The sequence below is a fragment of the Nonomuraea sp. SYSU D8015 genome (assembly GCF_008065375.1).
Classification (GTDB): domain Bacteria; phylum Actinomycetota; class Actinomycetes; order Streptosporangiales; family Streptosporangiaceae; genus Nonomuraea.
Genome location: NZ_VJYI01000012.1, coordinates 220,400 through 245,785, shown reverse-complemented (window position 1 = coordinate 245,785; position 25,386 = coordinate 220,400). Strand labels below are relative to the sequence as shown.

25 protein-coding genes are annotated in these 25,386 nt (G+C 72.6%); 14 read left to right on the top strand and 11 right to left on the bottom strand.

From position 1 onward, the window contains the following. Positions 1 to 41: 41 nt before the first annotated feature. Positions 42 to 3,506, bottom strand: a complete 3,465-nt coding sequence (metH, locus tag ID574_RS38950) for a methionine synthase (RefSeq protein ID WP_188194021.1) — start codon at positions 3,504 to 3,506, stop codon at positions 42 to 44. 251 nt (positions 3,507 to 3,757) lie between these two features. On the opposite strand from metH, the gene ID574_RS38945 reads away from it, so the two are divergent. The 3 genes from ID574_RS38945 (at position 3,758) to ID574_RS60540 (ending at position 6,352) form a co-directional block, all read left to right on the top strand. Further along, complete coding sequence (locus ID574_RS38945) at positions 3,758 to 4,216, top strand: universal stress protein (RefSeq protein WP_188194020.1); 459 nt, start codon at positions 3,758 to 3,760, stop codon at positions 4,214 to 4,216. 411 nt (positions 4,217 to 4,627) lie between these two features. Then, on the top strand, positions 4,628 to 5,482 hold the full coding sequence (locus ID574_RS38940; RefSeq protein ID WP_188194019.1) for a PAC2 family protein: 855 nt from the start codon (positions 4,628 to 4,630) through the stop codon (positions 5,480 to 5,482). A 585-nt stretch (positions 5,483 to 6,067) separates the two neighbouring features. After that, positions 6,068 to 6,352, top strand: a complete 285-nt coding sequence (locus ID574_RS60540) for a TetR/AcrR family transcriptional regulator C-terminal domain-containing protein (protein ID WP_223167532.1) — start codon at positions 6,068 to 6,070, stop codon at positions 6,350 to 6,352. Here ID574_RS60540 and ID574_RS38930 read toward each other — a convergent pair. Both ID574_RS38930 and ID574_RS38925 read right to left on the bottom strand, forming a co-directional pair. Beyond that, on the bottom strand, positions 6,349 to 7,059 hold the full coding sequence (locus ID574_RS38930; protein WP_188194017.1) for a sirohydrochlorin chelatase: 711 nt from the start codon (positions 7,057 to 7,059) through the stop codon (positions 6,349 to 6,351). The genes ID574_RS60540 and ID574_RS38930 overlap by 4 nt on opposite strands. Next, positions 7,059 to 8,225, bottom strand: coding sequence for a uroporphyrinogen-III synthase (locus ID574_RS38925; protein ID WP_188194016.1), 1,167 nt, complete (start codon positions 8,223 to 8,225; stop codon positions 7,059 to 7,061). Before ID574_RS38925 ends, ID574_RS38930 begins: the two co-directional genes overlap by 1 nt. A 229-nt stretch (positions 8,226 to 8,454) precedes the next feature. On the opposite strand from ID574_RS38925, the gene ID574_RS38920 reads away from it, so the two are divergent. Then, positions 8,455 to 8,940, top strand: coding sequence for a peptide deformylase (locus ID574_RS38920; protein WP_188194015.1), 486 nt, complete (start codon positions 8,455 to 8,457; stop codon positions 8,938 to 8,940). Here the strand turns inward: ID574_RS38920 and ID574_RS38915 are convergent. The 3 genes from ID574_RS38915 to ID574_RS38905 are packed head-to-tail and all read right to left on the bottom strand — an operon-like array spanning position 8,876 to position 10,707. Continuing rightward, positions 8,876 to 9,160, bottom strand: coding sequence for a WhiB family transcriptional regulator (locus ID574_RS38915; protein WP_223167531.1), 285 nt, complete (start codon positions 9,158 to 9,160; stop codon positions 8,876 to 8,878). The two genes, ID574_RS38920 and ID574_RS38915, sit on opposite strands and share 65 nt — an antisense overlap. 30 nt (positions 9,161 to 9,190) lie before the next feature. Further along, the gene (locus ID574_RS38910) at positions 9,191 to 10,111 is read right to left on the bottom strand and encodes a glycosyltransferase (RefSeq protein WP_223167530.1); all 921 of its coding nucleotides are present in this window, start codon (positions 10,109 to 10,111) and stop codon (positions 9,191 to 9,193) included. Then, a complete protein-coding gene (locus ID574_RS38905; RefSeq protein WP_223167529.1) occupies positions 10,108 to 10,707 on the bottom strand; it encodes a D-glycero-alpha-D-manno-heptose-1,7-bisphosphate 7-phosphatase in 600 nt (199 codons plus the stop codon). Before ID574_RS38905 ends, ID574_RS38910 begins: the two co-directional genes overlap by 4 nt. A gap of 184 nt (positions 10,708 to 10,891) precedes the next feature. On the opposite strand from ID574_RS38905, the gene ID574_RS38900 reads away from it, so the two are divergent. Genes ID574_RS38900 through ID574_RS38850 form a run of 10 tightly spaced genes read left to right on the top strand, consistent with a single transcriptional unit; the run spans position 10,892 to position 21,328 of the window. Next, positions 10,892 to 12,523 (top strand): carbamoyltransferase family protein, encoded by a 1,632-nt coding sequence (locus ID574_RS38900; RefSeq protein WP_188194013.1) that lies wholly within the window; start codon positions 10,892 to 10,894, stop codon positions 12,521 to 12,523. Next, positions 12,520 to 13,995 carry a glycosyltransferase family 2 protein gene (locus tag ID574_RS60535; RefSeq protein ID WP_223167528.1) on the top strand — a complete coding sequence of 492 codons (1,476 nt, stop codon included), beginning with the start codon at positions 12,520 to 12,522 and terminating at the stop codon, positions 13,993 to 13,995. The genes ID574_RS38900 and ID574_RS60535 overlap by 4 nt, the downstream gene beginning before the upstream one ends. Then, entirely contained in the window at positions 13,992 to 15,170 is a 1,179-nt protein-coding gene (locus ID574_RS38885; RefSeq protein WP_223167527.1) for a glycosyltransferase family 9 protein, read from the top strand. The genes ID574_RS60535 and ID574_RS38885 overlap by 4 nt, the downstream gene beginning before the upstream one ends. Further along, positions 15,167 to 16,354 carry a glycosyltransferase gene (locus tag ID574_RS38880; RefSeq protein ID WP_188194012.1) on the top strand — a complete coding sequence of 396 codons (1,188 nt, stop codon included), beginning with the start codon at positions 15,167 to 15,169 and terminating at the stop codon, positions 16,352 to 16,354. The genes ID574_RS38885 and ID574_RS38880 overlap by 4 nt, the downstream gene beginning before the upstream one ends. Before the next feature lie 2 nt (positions 16,355 to 16,356). Further along, positions 16,357 to 16,908: a D-sedoheptulose-7-phosphate isomerase gene (locus ID574_RS38875; protein WP_188194011.1), complete on the top strand. Its 552-nt coding sequence runs from the start codon at positions 16,357 to 16,359 to the stop codon at positions 16,906 to 16,908. Further along, positions 16,905 to 18,293 carry a PfkB family carbohydrate kinase gene (locus ID574_RS38870; protein ID WP_188194010.1) on the top strand — a complete coding sequence of 463 codons (1,389 nt, stop codon included), beginning with the start codon at positions 16,905 to 16,907 and terminating at the stop codon, positions 18,291 to 18,293. Before ID574_RS38875 ends, ID574_RS38870 begins: the two co-directional genes overlap by 4 nt. Then, the gene (locus ID574_RS38865) at positions 18,290 to 18,964 is read left to right on the top strand and encodes an SDR family oxidoreductase (RefSeq protein ID WP_188194009.1); all 675 of its coding nucleotides are present in this window, start codon (positions 18,290 to 18,292) and stop codon (positions 18,962 to 18,964) included. The genes ID574_RS38870 and ID574_RS38865 overlap by 4 nt, the downstream gene beginning before the upstream one ends. Next, positions 18,955 to 19,827 (top strand): glycosyltransferase family 9 protein, encoded by an 873-nt coding sequence (locus ID574_RS38860; RefSeq protein WP_188194008.1) that lies wholly within the window; start codon positions 18,955 to 18,957, stop codon positions 19,825 to 19,827. Before ID574_RS38865 ends, ID574_RS38860 begins: the two co-directional genes overlap by 10 nt. Further along, positions 19,824 to 20,786 (top strand): UDP-glucuronic acid decarboxylase family protein, encoded by a 963-nt coding sequence (locus ID574_RS38855; protein ID WP_188194007.1) that lies wholly within the window; start codon positions 19,824 to 19,826, stop codon positions 20,784 to 20,786. The genes ID574_RS38860 and ID574_RS38855 overlap by 4 nt, the downstream gene beginning before the upstream one ends. A gap of 2 nt (positions 20,787 to 20,788) precedes the next feature. After that, complete coding sequence (locus ID574_RS38850) at positions 20,789 to 21,328, top strand: cysteine hydrolase family protein (protein ID WP_188194006.1); 540 nt, start codon at positions 20,789 to 20,791, stop codon at positions 21,326 to 21,328. 49 nt (positions 21,329 to 21,377) lie between these two features. Here the strand turns inward: ID574_RS38850 and mshC are convergent, their stop codons facing one another. The 5 genes from mshC to ID574_RS38825 form a co-directional block, all read right to left on the bottom strand. Then, on the bottom strand, positions 21,378 to 22,604 hold the full coding sequence (gene mshC, locus ID574_RS38845; RefSeq protein WP_188194005.1) for a cysteine--1-D-myo-inosityl 2-amino-2-deoxy-alpha-D-glucopyranoside ligase: 1,227 nt from the start codon (positions 22,602 to 22,604) through the stop codon (positions 21,378 to 21,380). A gap of 10 nt (positions 22,605 to 22,614) precedes the next feature. Then, complete coding sequence (locus tag ID574_RS38840; protein WP_188194004.1) at positions 22,615 to 23,262, bottom strand: NRDE family protein; 648 nt, start codon at positions 23,260 to 23,262, stop codon at positions 22,615 to 22,617. Between the two features lie 67 nt (positions 23,263 to 23,329). After that, positions 23,330 to 24,094 carry an SCO1664 family protein gene (locus tag ID574_RS38835; RefSeq protein ID WP_188194003.1) on the bottom strand — a complete coding sequence of 255 codons (765 nt, stop codon included), beginning with the start codon at positions 24,092 to 24,094 and terminating at the stop codon, positions 23,330 to 23,332. Then, entirely contained in the window at positions 24,091 to 24,639 is a 549-nt protein-coding gene (locus ID574_RS38830) for a DUF3090 domain-containing protein (RefSeq protein ID WP_188194002.1), read from the bottom strand. The genes ID574_RS38835 and ID574_RS38830 overlap by 4 nt, the downstream gene beginning before the upstream one ends. A 9-nt stretch (positions 24,640 to 24,648) precedes the next feature. Next, positions 24,649 to 25,335: an MSMEG_4193 family putative phosphomutase gene (locus ID574_RS38825; RefSeq protein WP_188194088.1), complete on the bottom strand. Its 687-nt coding sequence runs from the start codon at positions 25,333 to 25,335 to the stop codon at positions 24,649 to 24,651. Positions 25,336 to 25,386: the final 51 nt, after the last annotated feature.

Genomic DNA, 25,386 nt, shown 5'->3' with positions numbered 1-25,386 from the left:
TTCTCGCCGCCCGCGGTGAACGGCGAGAGACCCGGCCGGGGTCAGACGTTGAAGTATTTGGCCTCGGGGTGGTGCGCGACCAGCGCGGATGTGGCCTGCTCGGGGTGGAGCTGGAACTCCTCCGACAGCGTGACGCCGATGCGCTCGGGGTCGAGCAGCTGGAAGAGCTGCACCTGGTCCTCGAGGTTGGGGCAGGCCGGGTAGCCGAAGGAGTAGCGGCAGCCCTGGATGTTGACCTTGAGCATGTCGTCGAGCGACTCGTCGCCGCCGATGCCCCACTCCGCGCGCACCCGGGCGTGCCAGTATTCGGCCAGCGCCTCGGTGAGCTGCACCGACAGGCCGTGCAGCTCGAGGTAGTCGCGGTAGGCGTCCTTGGCGAACAGCTCGGCCGTGGCCTGGGAGATCTTCGACCCCATGGTGACGACCTGGAAGCCGACCACGTCGACCTCGCCGGAGTCCTTGGCGCGGAAGAAGTCGGACAGGCACAGGTGGCGGTCGCGGCGCTGGCGCGGGAAAGTGAACCGGGTGCGCTCGTCGCCGCCCTCGTCGAGGATGATCAGCGAGTCGCCGTCGCTGACGCACGGGAAGTGCCCGTAGACGACGGCCGCCTCCAGCAGGCCCTCGGTCTGGATGCGCTCGAGCCACATGCGCAGGCGCGGCCGGCCCTCGGTCTCGACCAGCTCTTCGTAGCCGGGCCCGTCGCCGCCCCTGGTGGGCTTGAGCCCCCACTGGCCGAGGAACAGCGCCCGCTCGTCGAGGAAGGCGGAATAGTCGGCCAGCGAGACGCCCTTGACGACGCGGTCGCCGTAGAAGGGCGGCCTCGGCACCGGATTGTCGGCGGCCACGTCGGAGCGCGCCGGCAGCTCCTCGACCGGGGTGCGCTGGAGCACGGCGCCGGTCTTGACGCGCCGCTCGCGCAGCGGCGGCAGCGTCGCGCCGGCGACGCCGCGCTTGACGGCCATGAACGCGTCCATCAGCCGCAGCCCCTCGAACGCGTCGCGGGCGTAACGCACCTCGCCCTCGAACAGCTCGGCCAGGTCTTGCTCGACGTAGGCGCGGGTCAGGGCGGCGCCGCCGAGCAGCACGGGGTATTTCCCGGCCAGGCCCCTGGAGTTCATCTCCTCCAGGTTCTCCTTCATGATGACCGTCGACTTCACCAGCAGGCCCGACATGCCGATGACGTCGGCCTTCTGCTCGTCGGCGGCCTCCAGGATGGCCGAGACCGGCTGCTTGATGCCGAGGTTGACGACCTGGTAGCCGTTGTTGGACAGGATGATGTCGACGAGGTTTTTCCCGATGTCGTGGACGTCGCCCTTGACGGTGGCCAGCACGATGCGGCCCTTCGTCTCGCCCTCGACGCGCTCCATGTGGGGCTCGAGGTAGGCGACGGCGGCCTTCATGACCTCGGCCGACTGCAGCACGAACGGCAGCTGCATCTGGCCGGAGCCGAACAGCTCACCGACCGTCTTCATGCCGTCGAGCAGCACGTCGTTGATGATCTCGAGGGCGGGCCGCTGCTCCAGCGCGGTGTCGAGGTCGGCCTCCAGGCCCTTGCGCTCGCCGTCGATGATGCGCCGCTTGAGCCGCTCCCACAGCGGCAGCGAGGCCAGCTCCTCGGCCTTGCCGGCGCGCATGGCGGCGGCGTCGACGCCCTCGAACAGGTCCATGAAGCGCTGCAGCGGGTCGTAGCCGTCGCGGCGGCGGTCGTAGACCATGTCGAGCGCGACCTGGCGCTGCTCGTCGGGGATGCGGGCCATCGGCAGGATCTTGGAGGCGTGGACGATGGCGGAGTCGAGGCCGGCGTTGACGCACTCGTTGAGGAACACCGAGTTGAGCACCATGCGGGCGGCCGGGTTGAGGCCGAAGCTGATGTTGGACACGCCCAGCGTGGTCTGCACGCCCGGGTAGCGGCGCTTGAGTTCGCGGATGGCCTCGATCGTCTCCAGGCCGTCGCGCCTGGTCTCCTCCTGGCCGGTGGCGATGGGGAAGGTGAGGCAGTCGACGATGATGTCCTCGACCCGCATGCCCCAGTTGGTCGTCAGGTCCTCGATGAGTCGGGTGGCGACGCGCACCTTCCAGTCGGCGGTGCGGGCCTGGCCCTCCTCGTCGATGGTCAGCGCGACCACGGCCGAACCGTGCTCACGGACGAGCCGCATGATCTTCTGGAAGCGGGAGTCGGGGCCGTCGCCGTCCTCGTAGTTGACGGAGTTGACCGCCGCGCGGCCGCCGAGCATCTCCAGCCCTGCCTGCAGCACCGCCGGCTCGGTGGAGTCGAGCATGATCGGCAGGGTGGAGGCGGTGGCGAAGCGGAAGGCCAGCTCCTTCATGTCGGCCACGCCGTCGCGGCCGACGTAGTCGACGCACAGGTCGAGCATGTGGGCGCCGCCGCGGGCCTGGTCGCGGGCCATCTCCACGCAGTCGTCCCAGCGGCCCTCCAGCATGGCCTCGCGGAAGGCCTTGGAGCCGTTGGTGTTGCAGCGCTCGCCGATGGCCAGGTAGGAGGTGTCCTGGCGGAACGGCACGGTCTGGTAGAGCGAGGACGCGCCCGGCTCCGGGTGCGGGCGGCGGGGCGCGGGCTGCTTGCCGCGCACGCGCTCGACGACCTGGCGCAGGTGCTCGGGCGTGGTGCCGCAGCAGCCGCCGACCAGCGAAAGGCCGTAGTCGCGGGTGAAGGTGTCGTGGGCGTCGGCCAGCTCCTGCGCGCTGAGCGGATAGTAGGCGCCGTCGGCGGTCAGCACCGGCAGGCCCGCGTTGGGCATGCAGCTGAGCTTGAGCCGGGAGTGGCGGGCGAGATAGCGCAGGTGCTCGCTCATCTCGGCGGGGCCGGTCGCGCAGTTGAGCCCGACGACGTCGACGCCGAGCGGCTCGATCGCGGTCAGGGCGGCGCCGATCTCCGAGCCGAGCAGCATCGCGCCGTTGGTCTCGATCGTCACCTGCGCGATGATCGGGATGTCGCGGCCGGAGTCTTCGGCGGCGCGCTTGGCGCCGATGACGGCGGCCTTGACCTGGAGCAGGTCCTGGCAGGTCTCGATGATGAGCGCGTCGGCGCCGCCCGCGATGAGGCCGGCGGCGTTGTCGCGGTAGGCGTCGCGCAGGCTCGCGTACGGCAGGTGGCCCAGCGTGGGCAGCTTGGTGCCCGGTCCCATCGAGCCGAGCACGAAGCGCGGGTGGTCGGGCGTGGACCAGTGGTCGGCGGCCTCGCGGGCGATCCTGGCGCCGGCCTCGGAGAATTCGTAGACGCGCTCGGAGATGTCGTATTCGCCGAGCGCGGCGAGGTTGGCGCCGAAGGTGTTGGTCTCGACGCAGTCGACGCCGACGGCGAAGTAGGCGTCGTGGACGCCGCGCACGATGTCGGGGCGGGTGACGTTGAGCACCTCGTTGCAGCCCTCGTGGCCGTGGAAGTCGTCGAGCGTCGGGTCCTGGGCCTGGAGCATCGTGCCCATAGCGCCGTCGGCGACGATGACGCGTTGAGACAACACTTCTCGGAAGGACGCGGAGATGCTCATGGCGTAGAGCTTATCGGGTGCTCTTCAGGGGCCGTTCGAACCTACCTCGAGAGATCGTTTCGGGTCGTCGGGGTCCGGGCCGGGGATCGGGCCGTTCCGGGTCGAGCCGGATGGTTCGGGGGCCGGGCTCGGGCGATTCGGGCCGAAGCCCGGGTGGTTCCGCGTCCGGGTGGGTGGTGGTTCGGATGGTTCTCCGGTGGGGAGCTAGGCTCTGGAGAGTCAATTGAACTGCGCGTCCAATTGGGGTCTCCATGACCTACAGCACCGTCCTCGTGGGCACCGACGGCTCCGCCTCGTCCTTCCGCGCGGTCTCCGCCGCGGCGTCCCTGGCCGCGGCGACCGGCGCCACCCTCGTCCTGGCCTGCGCGTACCTGCCGATGCGGGAGAGCGAGCGGTCGGCGGCCGCCGACCGGCTCGGCGAGCTCGCGTACAAGGTGAGCGGCTCCACCCCGGCCGACGACGCGCTGCGCGCGGCGCGCGAGCACGCCGTGGCGGCGGGCGCCACCGACGTCGTCCTGGCCGCCGAGCAGGGTGAGGCCGTGGACGTGCTCATCTCGCTCGCCGCCAGGCACCGCGCCGACCTGCTGGTGGTGGGCAACCGCGGCCTCAACACCCTGGCCGGGCGGCTGCTCGGCTCCGTTCCCTCGGGCGTCTCGCACCGAGCCTCCTGCGACGTGCTGATCGTGCACACGACCGACGGCAAACGCTGACCCCCGGCCGCCCTCCTCTTCCGGACAACACTGCTTCCTCACGGGCAGCCGTCCCGCGCGGCTGATACCCGGCCGCCCTCCCCCACACTCCCCTCACGGACAGCCGTCCCGCGCGGAGGCGCCCTCGCGGACGCCGTCGACTCCTGGGCCCCTTCCGCCGAGCGCGAACGGTGGGAGCGGTCCCGCACCGGTGGCCAGGGCGGGCGCGGACAGTCGGGTGCGCGGGCACAGGGAGGGCGACACGCCGTGCCGGCAGGGGTTTCCGGGGTCGGCCGCGTGTCGTCGTGGCCGGGTCGGGACTCGGGGGGTAGAGGCGGCGCCCAGTGGGGGACGGTGTTCGGGGGGAGATCGGTACGGCGATGCCTCCTTTCCGCATAGGCTTAGCGGGACGGTGGAGAGAGGAGGCGACACGTGATAGAGCTCGAAGGGCTCCCCGAGCTCGTCGACCCGGTGCTCATAGCCGCGTTCGAGGGGTGGAACGACGCGGGTGAGGCCTCCAGCGGTGTGATCGCCCATCTCGAGTCCGCCTGGAAGGCCGAGCCGCTCATCGCGCTCGACCCCGACGACTATTACGACTTCCAGGTGACGCGGCCCGTGGTCGAGATGAACGACGGGCTCACCCAGTCGATCGTCTGGCCGACGACGCGGCTGCTGCGCGCCCGCCCGCCGGGCGTCGAGCGCGACGTCGTGTTGCTGCGCGGCATCGAGCCCAACATGCGCTGGCGCTCGTTCTGCGCCGACATCATCGAGATCTGCCGCGAGCTGGGCGTGGAGCTGGCCGTGATGCTGGGCGCGCTGCTCAACGACTCGCCCCACACCCGCCCGGTGCCCATCCTGGGCGGGGCGACCAACGCGGCGCTGGCCCGCTCGACCAATCTGGAGCTGAGCCGCTACGAGGGCCCGACGGGCATCGTCGGGGTCCTGCAGCACGCGTTCGGCCAGGCCGGTCTCGACGCCGTCTCGCTGTGGGCCTCGGTGCCGCACTACGTGGCCCAGCCGCCCAATCCGAAGGCCACGCTGGCGCTGCTGCGCCGCCTGGAGGACGTGCTGGAGATCCCCATGCCGCTCGGGGACCTCGACGAGGAGGCCCGCGCGTGGGAGCGCGGCGTCGACGAGCTGGCCTCACAGGACACCGAGGTGGCCGAATACGTCAAGGAGCTCGAGGAGCGCAAGGACGCCGCCGAGCTGCCAGAGGCCAGCGGCGACGCGATCGCCGCCGAGTTCGAGCGCTACCTGCGCCGACGCGACCGCGACACGGACACCTGACCCTCGCGCCACACGGACACCTGACCCTCGTGCGACACCGACACCCGGCGCGCGGGGCCGCGCGGCACCGGGAGGCACCCTTGTCACTGATTCATCGGCAGTATCTTCTGCCGCGACACTGTCAGCTAACCTTCAGGGATTAAAAGCGCCAATTTTCGCGCTTTCGGGTAATAATCGGGGACCATACAAGATTGCATGAAGTTGGGACCCCAGATCTCATCGCACATCAGCTCATAAAACGCGCAAACCTCGGCCTCGCGCCGTGATGCCTACCCACTGACCGCGCACGTTAGGCACGCCATGGCGACTTCCCATGTAGACCCGCACCAAAGGAGTCAGGACACAAGGCAGCGCGTCCTGGAGATGGCCGTCTCCCTCCGAGAGGACCGCACGGGCGGCTCCGTGGACCACTTCCTGGCCCTGCTGCAGGACCGCCTCCCGCTCTGGCTCAGCATTCTTCATGATCTGTCCCACCACATCGGGAAAGGATGTGTATCGGACAATCTTCTACCAATTGCGCGAGCGGGCATTGACTACTACATCGATATACAAAGCGCAGCGCTGCCGGCGTTCACCTCGCCCAGTGTGACGGTGCGCTTCCGGCAGGCCATCCGCAAGACCGGGCTCGGGCCCGGCAAGGAGACCACGCCGCTGGCCGCCTACCTGGCGGCCGAGCAGCGGCTGGGGCGAGTACGCGCCGACGTCGACCCGGAGGCGAGCGCACGGCTGCTGATCTCGGGCTGCTTCTACCGGGCCTACGTCGAGATGTTCGTCGGCGCCGACGCCCAGCCCCCGCGAGAGGCGAGCGCCCGGGAGATCGTCCGCGAGCTGCGGCTCGAGCCTCTCCCGTCGGCGCCCGCCGTCGCCTAGCGCGACGCCCTCGCGGCCTGCGGCACGCTGCGCCGGCCGCGCAGGGCCTCGTCGTAGCGGTGCCAGATCAGCGCCGCCACGTCCGGGTCGGCGCCCAGCGGATCGCTCACCAGCCCGGCGCCGGCCGCGGCCAGGCGGTCGTGGAAGAAACCGGGCGCGAGCACGTACGACGCGATCGCCACCCGGGCGGCCGGAGTGGACCCGAGCCGCTCCATGACCTCCTCCAGCGACGGCGAGCCCGCCGAGGCGAAGGCGGCCGTGACGGGGCGCGCCAGGCGCACCGCGAGCTGGTGGGCGGCGGCGCGCACGTCGGCGAGGGCGGCCGGGTCGGAGGAGCCGGCCGCGCCGAGCACGACGGCGTCCGTGGCGCGCAGCCCCGCCCGGGCGAGCTTGCGGGCCAGCACGGACGTCAGCAGCCGGTGCGGGCCGAGCCAGCCGGCGATCAGCGCGTCCGGCCGGTGCTCGGCGATCACGTTGGGCAGGTCGATGTGGACGTGGTAGCCGCCCGCCAGCAGCAGCGGGACCACGACCACCGGTCCGCGGACGGCCGGGAGCACGTCGCGCAGGAGCGGCGAGCTGATCTCCAGGTAGCTGAGCTCGACCCGCTGCCCGGGCCGGGCCCTCCTGACCGTCTCGGCCAGGGCCGAGAGCGTCTCCTCCCCCGCGGTGCTGCGTGTCCCGTGCGCTGCCAGGATCAGTGCGGGCATCACATCCCCGCCTCGTACTGGCAGGCCAGCCGGTAGCCGCGCTTGACCACCGTCTCGACGATCCCGCTCGGGCCGAGCGCTCGCCGCAGCCGCGTGATGGCCATCTCCACGGCGTGCTCGGCCGACTCGCGTGCGATGCTGCCCGGCAGCACGGTACGCAGGTCCGCGCGCGACACCACGTGCCCGGGCTTGTCGGCCAGCCGCTTGAGCACCGCCATCGGGGCGGGCGGCAGCGGCCGCAGCTCGCCGTCCACGACCACGGCGTGACCGCGGATCTCCAGCTGGTGGTCGCCGGCCACGAGCCTGGTGACGCCGTGCTCGGGCAGGTGCCGGGCCAGGGCGCGGGCCAGCGCGCCCAGCCGCGAGCGCTCCGGCTGCAGCGTCGGCACGCCGCGCGAGACCAGCGGATCGGCGGTGACGGGCCCCACGCAGGCGGCCACGACGGACCCGCTGAACGCCGCCAGCAGCGCCTCCTCCAGCCCTTCGGCCCGGGCCGCGCCCAGCATGGCGTGGACGGCGGGCGCGCTGGTGAACGCCACGGCGTCCACCGAGCCGGAGATCGTCTGACTGATGAGGCGGCGCAGCGGCGAGATGTCCCGGTACGGCAGCCACCGGTAGACCGGGATCTCGATCACCTCGGCGCCGGCCTGCCGCAGCTCGGCCACGAAGTCGCTGAGCGGCTCGCCGTGCTGCTGCACCGCGATGCGCCGGCCGTGCAGGTCCTGGGCGAGCAGGTATTCCTTGACCTCCTGGCACGACTCGGTGGCGGGGGTCCAGTGGTCGTTGAGCCCGGCCGCGCGCACCGCTCCCCTGGCCTTGGGGCCGCGGGTCAGCAGGCGGCTCCCGGTCAGGTGCTCGCTGAGGTCGGCCGACAGCCCCCAGCCCTCGGCGGCGGCCATCCAGCCGCGGAAGCCCACGCCCGTGGTCACGACCACGTCGTCGAGCGGCGCCTCGAGGGCGAGCCTGGTGGCGGCGAGCAGGTCGGTGTCCTCCGCCAAGGGGACCAGCCGGATCGCGGGCGCGCTGACGACGCGGGCGCCGCGGCGCTCCAGCAGCGCGCCGAACTCCTCACGCCGGCGTGTCGCGGTCACGCCTACGGTGAAGCCGGCCAGCGCGTCCGGCGCCGTTTCCGGGGGGGAGCCGCCCTCAAGGGGGAGCGCACTCATGCCGTTACCTCCAGCATGTCGAGGATGCCTGGCCGGGCCCCGAGCACCCGGCCAGGCATCACAGGCACGTGTGACGCAAGTGAGATCACCCTCCGATACTGCTTTCGGGTGGTTTCGCCCACGGGTCTCCTCTGTTACCGCTGTGCTACAAGGCAGAGCCCCCGCGGTTGCGCGGACGCGATCCCGGGAAACGTTCTCGGTGACGACGTGGCCTATCGGGGAGTGGCGGGTGACGGTCCGGCCTATTCGCACGTTCGACGATCCGGTGCTCCGTTCGGTCGCGGAGCCCATCCGCGACTTCGATCGGGAGCTGCGGCGGCTGGTGAAGGCGATGACCGCCACGATGCGGGCGGGCGCGGGGCGGGCGGGGCTCTCGGCCCCGCAGATCGGGGAGCCAGTGCGGGTGGTGGTCTACTCGTACGACGGCAGGTCGGGCCACCTGGTCAACCCGCGGCTGGAGCTGTCGGAGCGGCGGGTCACCGCCGACGAGGCGTGTCTGTCGGCGCCCGGCGTGTGGTGGCCGCTGGAACGCTCCTACATGGTCACGGCGCGTGGCCGGGACATGTTCGGCAAACCCGTGACGGTCCGGGCCCTGGGCGTGCTGGCGAGGGTGCTGCAGCACGAGGCCGACCATCTGGACGGCGTGCTGTTCAGCGACCACCTCGAAGCGGCCGAGCGGCAACGGTTTCTCGCGGCGGCTCTGCCGGCAGGCTGAGCTCCCGCCGCTGCAACGGGTCGGTGCCGCCCCAGACGCCGTACGCCTGGCGCGTCCTCAGCGCGTACTCCAGGCACGGCTCCCGCACGGGGCAGCCCCGGCACACCGCCTTGGCCCGTTCGACCTGCGACTGGCTCGGGCCTTCCATGGAGATCGGGAAGAACAGTTCGGGGTCCAGGTCGAGGCAGGCGGCCTTGCGTGTCCAGTCGAGCATCATCATGACGTTCGCGCCTACCCATGCCTTCCGGCGCTATACCTCTTCCAGCAACCGGTCCCAGTCGGACAGGAACCTGCCGAGCCCGTAACGCGCCAGGGCGGCCGCGCGGGCGGCCTTGCCGGCCTGGGCGGCGCTCTCCGGGTCCGCGGCGAAGGCGTGCAGGGCGTCGGCGAGCACGCTCACCTTCGTCGACAGCACGCCGGCCTCCGGCGGCACGGCCTCGATCGCCTCGGTGGCGGCCAGCGCCACCACCGGCATGCCCAGGGTCATGGCCTCGATGAGGGCCAGCCCGAGTGAGGTCCACCGGTACGGGTGCAGGTAGACGCGGCGCCTGGCCAGTTCGGCGTGCATGAGGTGCTGCGGCAGGTCCTCGTACGCGCGGAACGGCAGCCCGGTCACCTTCATGCCGAACACGTCCAGCGGGACCCGCTCGGCGAAGCGCGGCAGCAGGTCGGTCCCGGCGACCCTGGCGCGGCGCACCGGCTCGTTGACCACGACGCCGGCCCGGGGCAGCTCGCCCGTGTAGAGGGGGCCGGGGTCGGGGACGCCGTGCTCGATGACGCGCGTGGGCGCCTTGCCGTTGTCCCAGTAGAGCTCGTTGAAGTGGGTGACGTGGACGAGCGTGACGTCGGTGCGGCCGGCCAGCGGGTGACGGGTGTGCGGCACGTCGCCCTTGGGCGTGTTGTGCTCGACGTACACGCCGGGCACGGCGCGGCCGAGCCAGTCGCGGGCCAGGTCGAGCTCGTGCGGCCGCTGGTAGACGACCACGTCGACCGGCTCGTCGCGGAGCCGGTCGAACGGGACCTCGCGGGCGCTGTCCGGCCAGTCGTAGGTGGCCGCTCGTCCCCGCCCGTCGGGACCCCGGCCGGGGACGAGCGGCAGCAGGTACTCGTGCCCACCCCTGATGAAGGCGCTGGTCCACGAGCCGTGCACGTGCCAGAGGAGGATCCTCACCAGCGGCTCCAGCCCATCGCTCGGGCCCATGGGGCCGAGATGCGGGCTCCGGCGGGCACGGGATCCTCGGCGTCGGTGAGCACCCGGTCGACGACGTCGGTCAGGTCGTCGGCGACCTCGGGGGCCTGCTCGATCTCCTCTGGCCGCGTCAACTCGGTGGGAACCAGGATGCCCCTGGCGCCGGCGGCCCTGGCCGCCTCCATGTCCCTGCCGATGTCGCCCACGACCACGCAGTCACGAGGACTCACGTCGAGCACGGCGGCGGCCCTGATCACGAGACCGGGCGCGGGTTTGCGGCAGGTGCAGCCGTCGGCGTCGTCGTGGACGCAGATCGCCCACGCGTCGAACGGGCCGAGCAGCTCCTCCACCCTGGCGTTCACCTGGTCCATCTCGTCCGGGGACACCAGGCCCTTGGCCACGCCCGACTGATTGGTGACCACGGCCACCGGCACGTCGGCGCGGCGCAGCCGGGCCAGCGCCTCCAGCGCGCCCGGCATCGGTTCGACCCGGTTCGGATCGCCGTTGTAGGGCACGTCTCTGATCAAGGTCCCGTCCCGGTCGAACAGCACGGCTCCGGGACGTCGCTTTTCGAACACCTTTCACCTCCGTCGCGCTCTCGGTCGGCTACCCGGGGACTGTCCCGGCAAACAACTACGTATCGTGACCAACCGCTGGAGACCGCGCCCCTTTTGTGGCTATTTCCGCATCTCGCGGGCCTGCCGAATGTTTGAGAGCCGCTTCTCTCGGTAGCGGTTCTCGACATCCTGTGGGGGAGGAAGAATGAGATTTCTCGGCATCAACGCGATCTTCCACGACCCGGCCGCCGCCCTGGTGGCCGACGGGAGGATCGTCGCCGCGGCGGAGGAAGAGCGCTTCAACCGCCGTAAGCACGGCAAGCGGCCGCTGGCGTTCTCGGCGTGGGAACTGCCCGAGCTGGCCGCCGCCTGGTGCCTGCGCGAGGCGGGTCTCGCCCCCGAGGACATCGACGCGGTCGCGTACTCGTACGACCCGGCGCTGGTCGTCCAGCGCCCGGAGGGCGAGTGGGAGGACCTGCGCACGAAGTACGCGGTGCGCGCTCCCCTGTTCCTGGCGACCGCGCTGCCGGGGCTGGACCCCGGGCAGGTCACGTACGTGCCGCACCACGTGGCCCACGCCGCGTCGGCGGGGCTCGCGGCGCCCTGGCGGGACTGCGCCGTGCTGGTGTGCGACGGCCGCGGCGAGAACGTCTCCCACCTGGCCGGCCGCTACCGCGACGGCGAGCTGGAGGTGCTGGCCACGCAGGAGCTGCCGCACTCGCTGGGCCTGATGTACGAGGAGGTCACCCAGCACCTCGGCTTCCTGCGCTCCAGCGACGAGTACAAGGTCATGGCGATGGCCTCCTACGGCAGGCCCCGCCACCTGGAGGCGCTGCGCGAGGTGATCTACACCACCGGCGACGGCGGGTTCCGCGTGGAGCCGGTCGACTGGAACGTCTACGCCAAGGCCCTCCCCAAGGGCGCCGTCTGGACCTCCGACCACGCCGACCTGGCCGCCTCCGTGCAGGCCCGGCTGGAGGAAGTGCTCCTGGAGCTGGTGCGCTGGCTGCACGAGCGGACCGGCGAACGGCGGCTCGCACTGGCCGGCGGCGTCGCGCTGAACTGCGTGGCCAACACCCGGCTGCTGGACGAGGGGCCGTTCGACGAGGTGTGGGCGCAGCCCGCGGCCGGTGACTCCGGGACCGCGCTGGGCGGGGCGCTGCACCTGGCGCAGGCCTACGGCGAACGGGCCGCGCCCATGTGGACCGCTGCCCTCGGGCGCGGCTTCACCGACGAGGAGCTGGGGGCGTGGCTGGACGTGGCGCGCGTGCCGCACTCCCGGCCCGCCGACCTGGCCGCGGCGGTGGCCGCCGAGCTGGCCGCCGACCGGATCGTGGCCTGGTTCCAGGGGCGGGCCGAGTACGGGCCGCGTGCGCTCGGGCACCGGTCGCTGCTGGCCCATCCGGGGCACGCGCACAACACCGAGCGTCTGAACGACGTCAAGGGGCGCGAGCAGTTCCGGCCGATCGCGCCGATGGTGCTGGAGTCGCGGGCGGCCGAGATCTTCGGGCGGGGGCCGGTGCCGTCGCCGTACATGCTGTTCGTCCACGACGTGCACCCGGACTGGGCGGCGCGCATCCCGGCGGTCGTGCACGTGGACGGGACCGCGCGCATCCAGACCGTCTCGCCGGAGGCCCAGCCGCTGATGGCCCGGGTGCTGGCCGAGTTCGAGACCCGGACGGGGCTTCCGGTGATCGTCAACACGAGCCTGAACACCGCCGGGCGGCCCATGGTCGACGATCCGCGGGACGCGCTGGAGTGCTTCGGGTCCGCGCCGGTGGACGTGCTCGTCCTGGGACCGTACGTGGTGCGGCGCCGGGAGGTGTTCGCCTCGTGATCACCGTCGTGATCCCGACCATCGGGCGGCCCACGCTGCGTGACACGCTGGCCGCGTTGGGGCCCGGGACGCCGGTGATCGTCGTGGACGATCGGGTTACGGAGCGCGTTCGAGCGGGTACTGAAAGTCGTGGCGGTGGCAGCCGTCCGAAGGAGAGTGGTTTGACGCTGCCCGCCGTTTCTGATGTCGAGCACGTACGAGTAGTCCGGTCCGGTGGCAGAGGCCCCGCGGCCGCCCGCAACGCCGGGTGGCGGGCCGCGGACACGCCCTGGGTGGTGTTCCTCGACGACGACGTGATCCCGGGGCCGGGGTGGGCCGAGGCGGTCTGGAAGGACCTGGCCGGGCTGCCCGACGACGTGGCCGGGAGCCAGGGGCGGATCGTGGTGCCGCTGCCTGCCGACCGGCGGCCCACCGACGGTGAGCGGCACACGGCCGGGCTGGCGGACGCGCTGTGGGTGACGGCCGACATGGCCTACCGGCGCGACGTGCTGGAGGCGGTCGGCGGGTTCGACGAGCGCTTCCCGCGGGCCTACCGGGAGGACGCCGACCTGGCGCTGCGGGTCATGCGGGCCGGGCATCGCCTGGTGCGCGGCGATCGGGTGACGACGCATCCGGTCCGCCGGGACGGGTTCTGGGCCAGCGTCCGCTTCCAGCGGGGGAACGCCGACGACGCGCTGATGCGGCGCCTGCACGGGCCGGGATGGCGCGAGGCCATCGGCGGGACCCGCGGCCGGCTCCGTGTGCACGCCGTGACGACCGCGGCGGGCCTGACGGCGCTGACGCTGACGGCGATCGCGCTGCTACGCGCCCGCGGTGGCCGCACCCCCGCCCCGCGGCTCCCGGCCCCGCGCCCGGCAGCACCGCGCCGACGCCTCCCGACGGCTTCCGGACGGCTCCTCCCGGCGGCGCGTGCGAGGCGGGCTCCCGGCCGGCTCGCCGCGCTGACGGGACGTGACATGCAGGGCGAGCGCCTCGGCACCGGGTTCCGCGGCGGCTTTGCCGACCGTCTCCGGACGGGCATGAGACGCACGGGTGGCCGGCTCGCCGACTGGCTCAGCACGCAGGCCGGGGGCACCTCGCCGGCCGAGCGCGGGGCGCCGGCCGGCCGGCGGCTCCTCGCGCGAGTCGGCGGGCGGGCCGGCGGGCGGCGCGTGGGGCGGGCCGGTCGGCGGGCTCTTGGGTGGCTCGCCGCGCCGGTCGGACCGGGTACGTCAGCCCGGCGCGGGTCAAGGGCCGGGCACAGGCCATGGACCGGGGCTGGGCCTTCTTTCCCGGGCGGGCGTGGGGTGCCGTACGCGGCGGTGGTCGCCGGGCTCGTGTGGGCCGGGCTGACCGCGGAGTTCGCGTGGCGGCGGATCGGGCCCGGGCCGAGGACACCCGGAGAAGTGTGGCGGATGGTCGTCACCAGCGTGGTGATCCCGCCGGTCGCGTGCGCGCACCGGCTGCGGGGGGAATGGAGGGTGCGGCGATGAGCGGTCGCATGTCGGGAGCGGTCCTGTACGGGGCGACCTCGTGCGGGACGGCGGGCACCGCGAGACGCGGCCCCGCGGGCAGGCCCGCCGCCAAGCGGGAGACCGGCGAGAAGGCCGAGCAGGCCGCCGCCACGAGCACGGGGAGCCGGGGCCGGGTGCTGGTGGCGCGGCTCGACGACGCCGGCGACGTGCTGCTGACCGGCCCCGCCGTCAGGGCCGTGCGCACCCAGGCCGCCGAGGTCGTCTTCCTGGCCGGCCCGAACGGATCGGCGGCCGCCGGGCTGCTGCCCGGCGTCGACCGCGTCGTCGAGTGGCGGGCCCCGTGGATCGACCACCATCCGCCGCCCGTGAGCAAGGCGCAGGTCGCCGACCTTGTGGGGCGGGTGCACGGCGTCGACGAGGCGGTGATCCTCACGTCGTTCCACCAGTCGGCGCTCCCGCTCGCGCTCCTGCTCAGGCTGGCCGGCGTGCGCCGGATCACCGCGATCAGCAACGACTACCCGGGCTCCCTGCTCGACGTCCGCCACGTCGTGGACGAGGGCGTCGACGTGCCCGAGGCGGAGCGGATGCTGGCGGTGGCCCGGGCGGCGGGGTTCGAGTTGCCACCGGGCGATGACGGCAAACTCGCTGTTCAGCGGCCATTGCCGGATATAGGCGAACATCTGGGGCACCTGCTCAACGTCGGCGCCGATGCCGACAAAGGCACGTATGTCGTGGTGCACCCAGGGACATCGGCACCCGCGCGGACATGGCCGGCCGAGAAGCATCGGCAGGCCGTACGGGAGCTGGCGGAAGACGGGCATCGGGTCGTCGTGACCGGCACGGAACGTGACCTCACCGCCTACGTGGCCGGCGACGACGCGGCCGACCTCGGCGGCGCGACGACTTTCGCGGAACTGGCCGCCGTGATCGACAAGGCCAGCGTGCTGGTGGCGGGCAACACGGGCCCGGCGCACCTGGCGGCGGCGGTCGGCACGCCGGTCGTGAGCCTGTTCGCCCCCGTCGTCCCGGCGGCGCGGTGGGCCCCGTACGGCGTCCCCACGGTGCTGCTCGGCGACCAGCAGGCGCCCTGCAAGGACAGCAGGGCGCGCACCTGCCCGGTCCCCGGACACCCGTGCCTGTCCCAGGTGACAAGTGAGCAGGTGGTCAAGGCAGTGAGGGAGCTGACGCAGTGAAGGTCGATCTCATCTCCGAGCACGCGGACCCGCTGGCCGCGGTGGGCGGCGTGGACGCGGGCGGCCAGAACGTGTACGTGGCCGCGCTGGCCTCCGCGCTGGCCCGGCGCGGGCACAGGGTCGTCGTCCACACCCGCCGCACGTCGCCGTCGCAGCCCGCGTCGGTGCCCATGGCGCCGGGCGTCTCGGTCGAGTACGTCCCCGCCGGTCCCCCGGTGCCGATACCGAAGGACGAGCTGCCGACGTACATGCCGGAGTTCACCGACCATCTGGCCGACCGCTGGTCGATGGAGCCGCCGGACGTCGCGCACGCGCACTTCTGGATGAGCGGGCAGGCGGCGCTGCAGGCCGCCGACGGATTCCCCGTGGTGCAGACCTTTCACGCACTCGGCACGGTCAAGAGGCGCTGGCAGGGCGAGGCCGACACCAGCCCGGCACACCGGATCGACACCGAGCGCGAGATCGGCAAGCGGGCCGGCGCGGTGCTGGCCACCTGCAGCGACGAGGTGAGCGAGCTGTGCGCGATGGGCGTGCCCGAGCAGCGCATCGCGGTGGTGCCGTGCGGGGTGGACCTGACGGCGTTCTGCCCGGAGGGCCCCGTGGCGCCGCGCACGGCGCGCCGGCTCATCCTCAGCATCGGGCGGATGGTGCCGCGCAAGGGCGTGGACACGGTGATCGCGGCACTGCGCCAGCTGCCCGGCGCCGACCTGGTGATCGCCGGCGGCAGCCCGGACGACGAGGAGACCGTCAGGCTGCGCGACCTGGCCGCCGGATACGGCCTCGAGGAACGGGTGCACGTGATCGGCAGCGTGCCGCGCAACCAGGTGCCGGCGCTGATGCGCTCGGCCGACGTCGTGGTCACGGTGCCGTGGTACGAGCCGTTCGGCATGGTCCCGGTCGAGGCGATGGCGTGCGGGGTCCCCGTCGTGGCCTCGGCCGTCGGCGGGCACCTGGACACGGTCGCCGGCTGCGGCGTGCTGGTGCCGCCGCGCCGCCCCCGCGCCCTGGCCAGGGCGCTGAAGGAGTTGCTGGACGATCCCGACCGGAGGGCGCGGCTCGGCGCGGCGGGGGCCAGGCGCGTCCGGGAGAGATACGGCTGGCCGCACGTGGCCGAGCGCACCGAGACCGTGTACACGCAGGTGATCGAGGGCAAGCTGTGCGACCTGGCGGCCCTGGGGGGTTGATCGTGGACAGTCATCTGGAAAAGCTCTGGAACACCCTGGAGAAGGTCGACGGCCAGTCGGTCACGGTACGCGCGTGGGGCGCGAAGCTCGCGAGCGTGCTGGCCTCCGGCGGCCGGCTGCTGGCCTGCGGCAACGGCGGGTCGGCGGCCGAGGCGCAGCACCTGACGGCCGAGCTGGTCGGCAGGTTCACGGACGACCGGCGGCCGTACGCGGCGATCCCGCTGCACGCCGACGGCTCGTCGCTGACGGCCATCGCCAACGACTTCGGCGCCGAGGAGGTCTACGCCCGCCAGGTGCGCGCCCACGGCAGGCCCGGCGACGTGCTGATGTGCCTGTCCACCAGCGGCGCCAGCCCCAACGTGCTGGCCGCGGCCCGGGCCGCGCAGGAGGGCGGGATCCTCGCCTGGGCCATGACCGGGCCGGCGCCCAACCCGCTGGCCGCATTGTGCGACGACGCGGTGGCCGTGCCCGCGAAGGAGACGGCCACCGTACAGGAGGTGCACCTCGCCATGATCCATCTGCTCTGCCACGCCGTCGAAGAGGCATTGCCGTGACACATCCGCAGCGAAACGGCCACCCGAACGGCGCCCGCCGGTCGGAGGCGGCCACCGGTCCCCTCGTCGTGATCGGGGACACCCTGCTCGACGTGGACGTCGAGGGCGAGGCGGAGCGGCTCTGCCCGGACGCGCCGGTCCCGGTGGTGGACGTCACCGCCGAGCAGGCGCGCCCGGGCGGGGCCGGCCTGGCCGCGCTGCTGGCCGCCCGCGACGGCGCCGACGTCGTGCTGGTCACCGCGATCGGCGACGATCCCGACGGCCACCGCCTGTGCGGGCTGCTGTCGGAGGAGCTCGAGCTGGTGCGCCTGCCGCTGCGCGGCGGCACCGTACGCAAGACGAGGATCAGGTGCAGGGGCCAGACGCTGGTCAGGCTGGACACCGGCGACGGCACGGCCAGGTACGCGCCCAGCGAGGCGGCGGCCGAGGCGATCGCCCGGGCCGGCGCCGTGCTGGTGTCCGACTACGGCAGGGGCGTGGCCAGGATGGCACGCGACCTGCTGCGCGGGACCGACGTGCCGGTGGTGTGGGACCCGCACCCGAGGGGCGAGCAGCCGATACCCGGCTGCGCTCTGCTGACGCCGAGCGAGGCCGAGGCGCGGGTGCTGTGCCCGTCCGCCTACCGCGGCCCCGACCAGGCCGCCCGCCGGCTGGTGCGGGAGATGCGGGCCAGGGCGGTGGCCGTGACGACCGGGCCGCGAGGGGCCGCCCTTGCCATGGAGGGCGGCCCCCTCGTCCAGGTCCCGCCGCCCGTGCGGGCGGCCGGCCACGACGTCTGCGGCGCGGGCGACCGGCTGGCCGGCGCGGCGGCGCTGGCGCTGCGCGACGGCGCCGGCCTCAAGGAGGCCCTGATCATGGGTGTCGGCGAGGCGTCGCGCTTCGTCGAGCGCGGCGGCGCCGCCTCCGTGAGGGTCCAGGAGCAGCGGCTCGGCGACCGCCCGCGCACGGCGCTTGAGGTGGCCGAGCTGACCCGCGCCAACGGCGGCCGGCTGATCGCCACGGGCGGCTGCTTCGACCTGCTGCACGCCGGCCACGTGAGCCTGCTGCGGCGGGCCAGGGCGCTCGGCGACGCGCTCGTCGTCTGCGTCAACTCCGACGACTCGGTGCGCCGGCTGAAGGGCCCCGACCGTCCCATCGTGGACGCGCGCGACCGGGTCGAGGTGCTCAGGGCGCTGTCCTGCGTGGACGCCGTGCTGGTGTTCGAGGAGGACACCCCGGCCCGGGCCATCGAGCTGCTGCGCCCCGACGTGTGGGTGAAGGGCGGCGACTACGAGGGGGAGTTCCTGCCCGAATCCGAGGTCCTCGGCAGGCTCGGCGCGGAGACCGTCGTGCTGAGCACGCTGCCGGGGCGTTCGACAACGAATCTGATCAGGGAGATCCAGTGAACATCTTGATTACCGGGGGAGCCTCCGGACTCGGCCGGGCGACCGCCGAGGCCGTGGAGAAGGAGGGCTGGCGACCGCTCGTCGTCGACGTGCGCGACCCGGACCAGCGCTTCGACCACGTGACGGCCGATCTGGCCGACCGCGGCGAGGCCGAGCGGGCGGTGCGCGAGCTCGCCGAGCGGGCCGGCGGCCTGGACGGCGTGGTGACGGCCGCGGGCATCGACGCCTGCGGACGGCTGGAGGACGTGCCCGCCGACGACTGGGAGCGGGTCGTCAAGGTGAACCTGCTGGGCACCGCGTCCGTCATCCGGGCGGCGCTGCCGTACCTGAAGCACACCCGCGGCAAGGTCATCACCTGTGCCTCGACGCTGGGGCTGCGGCCGCTGAGCGACGCGTCGGCGTACTCGGCGTCGAAGTTCGGCGTCGTCGGCCTCACCCGGGCGCTCGCCGTCGAGCTGCGCGGCGAGGTGGGGGTGACCCTGCTGATCCCGGGCGGCATGCGCACGAGCTTCTTCGACGGGCGGCCCGAACAGTACAAGCCGGGCCCCGAGGCGGGGCTGAACGATCCCGCCGACGTCGCGCAGACCGTGGTGTTCGCGCTGCGGCAACCGGCTGGATGCGAGGTGAGAGAGCTCGTCGTCTGCCCCTCGACGGAGACGTCATGGCCCTAGAGCTCCTGGTGCTGCGCGGGCTCGGGCTGGGCGACCTGCTCACGACCGTGCCCGCGCTGCGGGCCCTGCGCCAGGCGTTCCCGCGGCACCGCATCACGCTGGCGGCGCCGCGGGCGCTGGACGCCCTGCTGCCGCTGATCGGCGCCGTGGATGACCAGGTGGACGTGTCGGGGCCGGGGCCGGTGCCGTTCCATCGGCCGGACATCGCGGTCAACCTGCACGGGAAGGGGCCGCAGAGCATCGAGGCGCTGCGCCGCACGGAACCGGGGCGGCTGATCAGCTTCGGCACCGGGCCGGCCTGGCAGGACGGCGTGCACGAGGTGCGGCGGTGGTGCGGGCTGCTGGAGTGGCACGGCATCCCCGCCGATCCCACGGACCTGACGCTCGGCATCTCCGACCGCACGGGGCCGGCGATCGTGCATCCGGGCGCCGCGTATCCGGCACGACGCTGGCCGCCCGAGCGGTTCGCGAAGGTCGCGGCCGCGCTGGAGGACGTGGTGGTCACCGGCAACGCGGAGGAGGTCCCCATCGCCAGGAAGGTCGCCGAGCTGGCCGGGCTGCCGCCGGAGCGGATGTTGGCCGGGCAGACCCGGATGGCCGACCTGATCGACCTGGTCAGCAGGGCCAAGCTGGTGGTCTGCGGCGACACCGGGGTCGCGCACCTGGCGACGGCGTTCTGCGTGCCGTCGGTGGTGCTGTTCGGGCCGGTTTCGCCCGCGTTGTGGGGTCCGCCGCCCGGGTGGCGGCACGTGGCGTTGTGGGCGGGCCATCGGGGAGACCCGCACGGCCAGCGGGTCGATCCGGGCCTGCTGAAGATCGAAGTTTCCGAAGTCGTCGACGCTGCCTTGGAGGTCACGTCATGAGGGCTCTGGTCACCGGGGGCGCCGGGTTCCTCGGCTCATACCTGTGCGAGCGGCTGCTGGAGGAGGGGGCGGAGGTCGTCTGCATGGACAGCTTCCTCACCGGCGGGCCGCGCAACGTCGAGCATCTGATGGACCGTCCGGAGTTCCGGCTCATCGAGTGCGACCTGACCGGGTTCGTGCACGTCCCGGACCGGCTGGACCTCGTCCTGCACTTCGCCTCGGCCGCCTCGCCGGCCGACTACCTGCGCTACCCGATAGAGACGCTGCGGGTGGGCAGCGTGGGCACGCTCCACGCGCTGGGGCTGGCCAGGGAGAAGGGCGCCAGGTTCGTGCTGGCCTCGACCAGCGAGGTGTACGGCGACCCGCTGGAGCACCCGCAGAAGGAGACGTACTGGGGGAATGTGAACCCGGTCGGCCCGCGCAGCGTGTACGACGAGGCCAAGCGCTTCGCCGAGTCGCTCACCACGGCCTACCGCCAGTCGCGCGGCACCGACACGGGCATCGTCCGGATCTTCAACACCTACGGCCCGCGCATGCGCCCGTTCGACGGGCGGGCGATCCCGACGTTCATCAGGCAGGCGCTGACCGGCGAGTCGATCACCATCACCGGCGACGGCTCGCAGACGCGCTCGATCTGCTACGTCGACGACACGGTGTCGGGCATCCTGGCCATGGCCCGCAGTGACTTCGCCGGACCGGTCAACATCGGCAACCCGGACGAGGTCACCATGCTCGAGCTGGCCACGATGATCAAGGAGCTGACCGGGTCGTCGTCGGAGATCGTGTTCATCGACCGGCCGGCCGACGATCCCAAGGTCAGGCGTCCTGACACGACGCTGGCGGCCGAGCGGCTCGGGTGGCGGGCGCAGGTGCCCGCGCGCGAGGGGCTGCGCCGCACGATCGAGTGGTTCTCGGCCGAGCTGGCCGCGATCGACGGGCTCGAACGGCTGCGGGTCTGAGCGTGCCGCGGACCGCGATGGTCGTCATCGACATGCTCAACCCGTACGACCACAAGGACGCCGATCAGCTCGCCGGCAACGTCGCACCGATCGTGCCGGTGCTGGGCGAGTTGGTCGGCCGGGCGCGCGAGCGCGACGACGTGGAGCTGATCTACGTCAACGACCACTACGGGGACTTCGCCGCGACGCGGGAGGACATCGTGGCGCGGGCGCTGCGGGGACGGCACCCGGAGCTCGTGGAGCCGATCGTGCCGCCGGAGGACTGCGCCTTCCTGCCCAAGGTGCGGCACAGCGCCTTCTACGGGACCGCGCTGGAGTATCTGCTGCGGCGGCGGGACGCCCGGACGGTGTTGCTGACCGGTCAGGTGACCGAGCAGTGCATCCTGTACAGCGCGCTGGACGGCTACATCCGCGAGTTCTCCATCATGGTGCCGCCGGACTGCGTGGCGCCGATCCACCATGACCTCGGCCGGGCGGCGCTGCGGATGATGGAGCGCAACATGTCGGCCGAGATCGTCCCCGCCTCCGATTGCCTGGTCTAGTGATCGCGCCCCGCACCCTGTGCGAAGTGCGGGGCTTCGACGGTTTTCGTCAGAGAGCGACGCCGAGAAGGGCGTCGGCCAGGTCCTTGACCAGGGCGGGGGCGGCGGGGTCGGGGTCGCCGCCGGTCGCTAGGGCCTCCTCGGCCCAGGCGTCGATCACGGCCAGGGCGCCCGGGGAGTCGAGGTCGTCGGCCAGGCGCTCGCGTACCCGGGCCAGCAGGTCGTCGGCGCGCGGCCCCGAGGACAGCGCCGTCGCCGACCGCCACCGAGCCAGCCGCCGCTCGGCCTCGGCGATCAGCTCGGGGACGTACTCCCAGTCGGCGCGGTAGTGATGGGCCAGCAGCACGAGCCGGACCGCCATCGGGTCGTGCTGCTGGCGCAGCTTGGAGACGAAGACCAGGTTGCCCTTGGACTTCGACATCTTCTCGCCGTCGAGCCCGACCATGCCGGCGTGGGTGTAGAACTTGGCGAACGGCCACTCCCCCGTGGCCGCGTGGCCCTCGGAGGCGCCGCACTCGTGGTGCGGGAAGATCAGGTCGGAGCCGCCGCCCGCCACGTCGTAGCCGGCACCCAGGTGGTCGAGGGCGATCGCGGTGCACTCGACGTGCCAGCCGGGGCGGCCCCTGCCCAGCCGGGACTCCCAGGCCGGCTCGCCGGGCCGCTCCGCCCGCCAGAGCAGCCAGTCCAGCGGGTGGCGCTTGCCCACCCGGTCCGGGTCGCCGCCGCGCTCGGCGAACAGGGTCGTCATCTGCTGCTCGTCGTAGCCGGAGACCTGGCCGAACTTGGGGGCGTCGGCGACGCTGAAGTAGACGTCGCCGCCCAGGACGTACGTGACGCCCTTGGCCGACAGCCGGGCGATCAGGTCGGCCACCTGGCCGACGACCTCGGTGACGCCGACGTACTCGCGGGGCGGCAGGATCCGCAGCGCCTCCATGTCGCCGCGGAACAGCTCGATCTCCCGCTCGGCCAGGTGCTGCCAGTCGACGCCGGTCTGGGCGGCCCGCTCCAGCAGCGGGTCGTCGACGTCGGTGGCGTTCTGCGTGTAGTGGACCTCGTGGCCGGCGTCCCGCCACATCCGGCCGACCAGGTCGAAGGCGTGATAGGTGTTGGCGTGGCCGAGGTGGGTGGCGTCGTACGGCGTGATGCCGCAGACGTACATCCTGGCGGTCGGCCCGGGATCGGTCTGCCGCACCTGCCTGGCCGAGGTGTCGTAGAGACGCAGCGGAATGCTCTTACCGGGGAGCTTTGGAACGTTCTGGGCAGACCACGATCTCATGTCCCTGAGCCTATCCGTCCCGTTCTGCGGTCAGGTCGGTGAACTCGTACGTCACGCCGTCCGGGGCGAGCGCGACCTCCATCACCGACAGGGAGGCGAAGATCCGGCCGTCGGGCAGCTCGTGCCGGACGATGAGCGCGCCGGGGTCGGAGGAGGGCTCCGCCGTGATCAGCTCCCGCCAGGCCTCCGAACGGAACCTCGGCAGGTACGCGACCACCCGCTCGTCGGCCGGGTCCAGCCCCGAGTTGACGACCATACTGGTGCCGTCGGGCAGGCCGGAGGTCGTCAGCCGCTCGCCGTCCCAGCTGAACAGCCGCACCCGCGCCAGGTCCGCCAGGACCAGGTGGAAGGGGTCGTAGCGGGTGAGGTCGGCGTCGGGCATCTCCCCCGTGTGCGCCGCCCGCAGCGCCAGATCGCCGCGCGAGACCTTGGTCGTCTCGGGCGCCGGGGTGCCGTGCGCGTTGAGCAGGGCGGCGGCGCGCCGGGCCGCCGGGTGGACGGCCAGCCAGGTGCCCCCGGCCTTGAGGTCGCGCCCGCCGATCACGCCCGGGTATTCCGGCCAGTGCTCCCCCGGCCCCTCCCAGGGCCGGTCGGTGAACTCGTCTCGCACTCCCATGAGCGTCAGCGGCCGCCCGGTTCTCACGATCAGCGTGCACATGGGCAAAGGGTATTAAACGGGCGCAATCATGAGGACGCGGGGCCGGGGCTTGGGACGGAGGCCCAGGTCAGATGGGCGGCCAGGGGATGGCGGGCCAGCCCTCCGACGGGTACGGGTGCACGCCGGTGTCGAGCAGCCGCCTGACCCGCTGCCAGGTGGCCTCGACCTCCGCCAGCGTCAGCAGCTCGCGCAGCCGCCGCCCCAGCGGGCCGGACTCCAGGTCGCGCTCCAGCTTGGCCAGCACCGCCACCGCCTCGCGGGCGAGCGGCTTGCCGCGCCACTGCCACAGCACCGTGCGCAGTTTGTCCTCGACGGAGAAGCACACCCCGTGGTCGACCCCGTACACGTGGCCCGTGGGCAGCGGCAGCAGGTGGCCCCCCTTGCGGTCGGCGTTGTTGACCACCGCGTCGAACACCGCCATCCGCCGCACCACCGGATTGCGGCTCTTGACCAGCCGCATCAGGTCGATCTCGCGCTCGGTGTCGATCCACAGCTGCACCATGCCGGGGCCGAAGGGGCCGTCGCGGTAGACCGTGGGCGGCACGATGCGCCAGCCGGTGGCCTGCGACACCTCGTACGCGGCCACCTCGCGGGCGGCCAGCGTGCCGTCGGGGAAGTCCCACAGCGGGCGCTCGCCGCGTACCGGCTTGTAGACGCAGGCGGCCGTGCGGTCGCCCAGCTTGATCGAGCAGTAGAGCGTCATGTTGGTCGCCTCGACGAGGCGACCGGCCACCTCCAGGCGGCCGTCGCGGAGCAGTGTGAGGGCCTCCTCGTCGTGCATGCCCGGCGGGTTGGACGGTTTGACGGCCGGTTCGCTCTCCGGAGCGGTCATGAAGCCGCCTCACCCCCGCGGTATCCGTTGAGACGTACGCACACATGCCCGGTGGCGTCGAGAGGCTGCCCGCACAAGGGGCACGGCGGGCGGCCCGCCGCGACGATCTGGAGCGCCCGCTGGGTGAAGGCGCGTGCGGCACCCGCACTGATCCGCACGCGCAGCACCGCGGGGTCGGGGCTCTCGAGGTCCTCCTCGTCGATCACTTCCTGCGCCTCGATCACCACCTGAGATCTCTCGGCGTCCCATGCCAGCGCCATGGTGCCCACGCGGAAGTCCTCCGCGACGGGCACGTCGAGAGGGTCGTCGTCGGTCAGGTCCGCGGGCGCCAGGGCGGGCACCTGCGCGGTGCCCCCGCTGAGGCGCAACACCTCGTCGAGCAACTCCTCCAGCCTGCCCGCGAGCGCGGCGACCTGGAGCTTCTCCAGCGCCACCGTGGTCAGTCTGCCCTCGGCCCTGGCCTGCAGAAAGAAGACCCGCGCGCCCGGCTGCCCCACGGCACCGGCGACGAACCTCTCTGGTGGGTCGTAGTCGAAGACCGGCATAGCCTGACCTTACGTGGTTCCGGGTCCGCCGCCGACGGCGGCATCGCTCCCGGTGATGTTTTCTCCCCCGTCTTTCTCCTCCGAATCCTCGGGAAGCCTCAATTCCCCCATATCGTTAAGTCTGAGAACAAAGGGGCGCAAGGGGGCATAGCGAATGACAGTGAGGGCTGCCGGATCGGCTGTTATCCGCTGAAAGTGATCGAGGTGAAGGCCTAGGGCGTCGGCGACGATCGACTTGATCACGTCGCCGTGGCTGCAAACCAGGTAGACAGCTTTCTCCCCGAGGCGTTGGTTCCACTCCCGGACCGCCGCGACCGCCCGATGTTGCATTCCGGCCAGCGACTCGCCTTCCGGAAATGTCGCCGCGCTGGGGTGGGCCTGCACCACCTGCCACAGCGGCTCCTGGGCGAGCTCCTTCAGCGGCCGCCCGGTCCAGCCGCCATAGCCGCACTCGATGAACCGCTCGTCGATCTCGACGCCGAGCTCGCGGCCCTCGGCGACCGCCTCGGCCGTTTCCCTGCAGCGTTCGAGCGGACTGGAGACGATGGCGTCGAGCCTGACGCCCGCGATGCGCTCGGCGAGCGCGGCGGCCTGCGCCCGGCCGGCCTCGCTCAGCCGCACCCCGGGGGTGCGGCCGGCCAGCACCGGCCCGGTGAGGTCCGTCAGCCCGTGCCGGGCCAGAAGCAGCGTGGTCACCCAGCAAGTGTCGCAGGCGTCGATCACAGTGTCGAAACCGGAGATCACGAT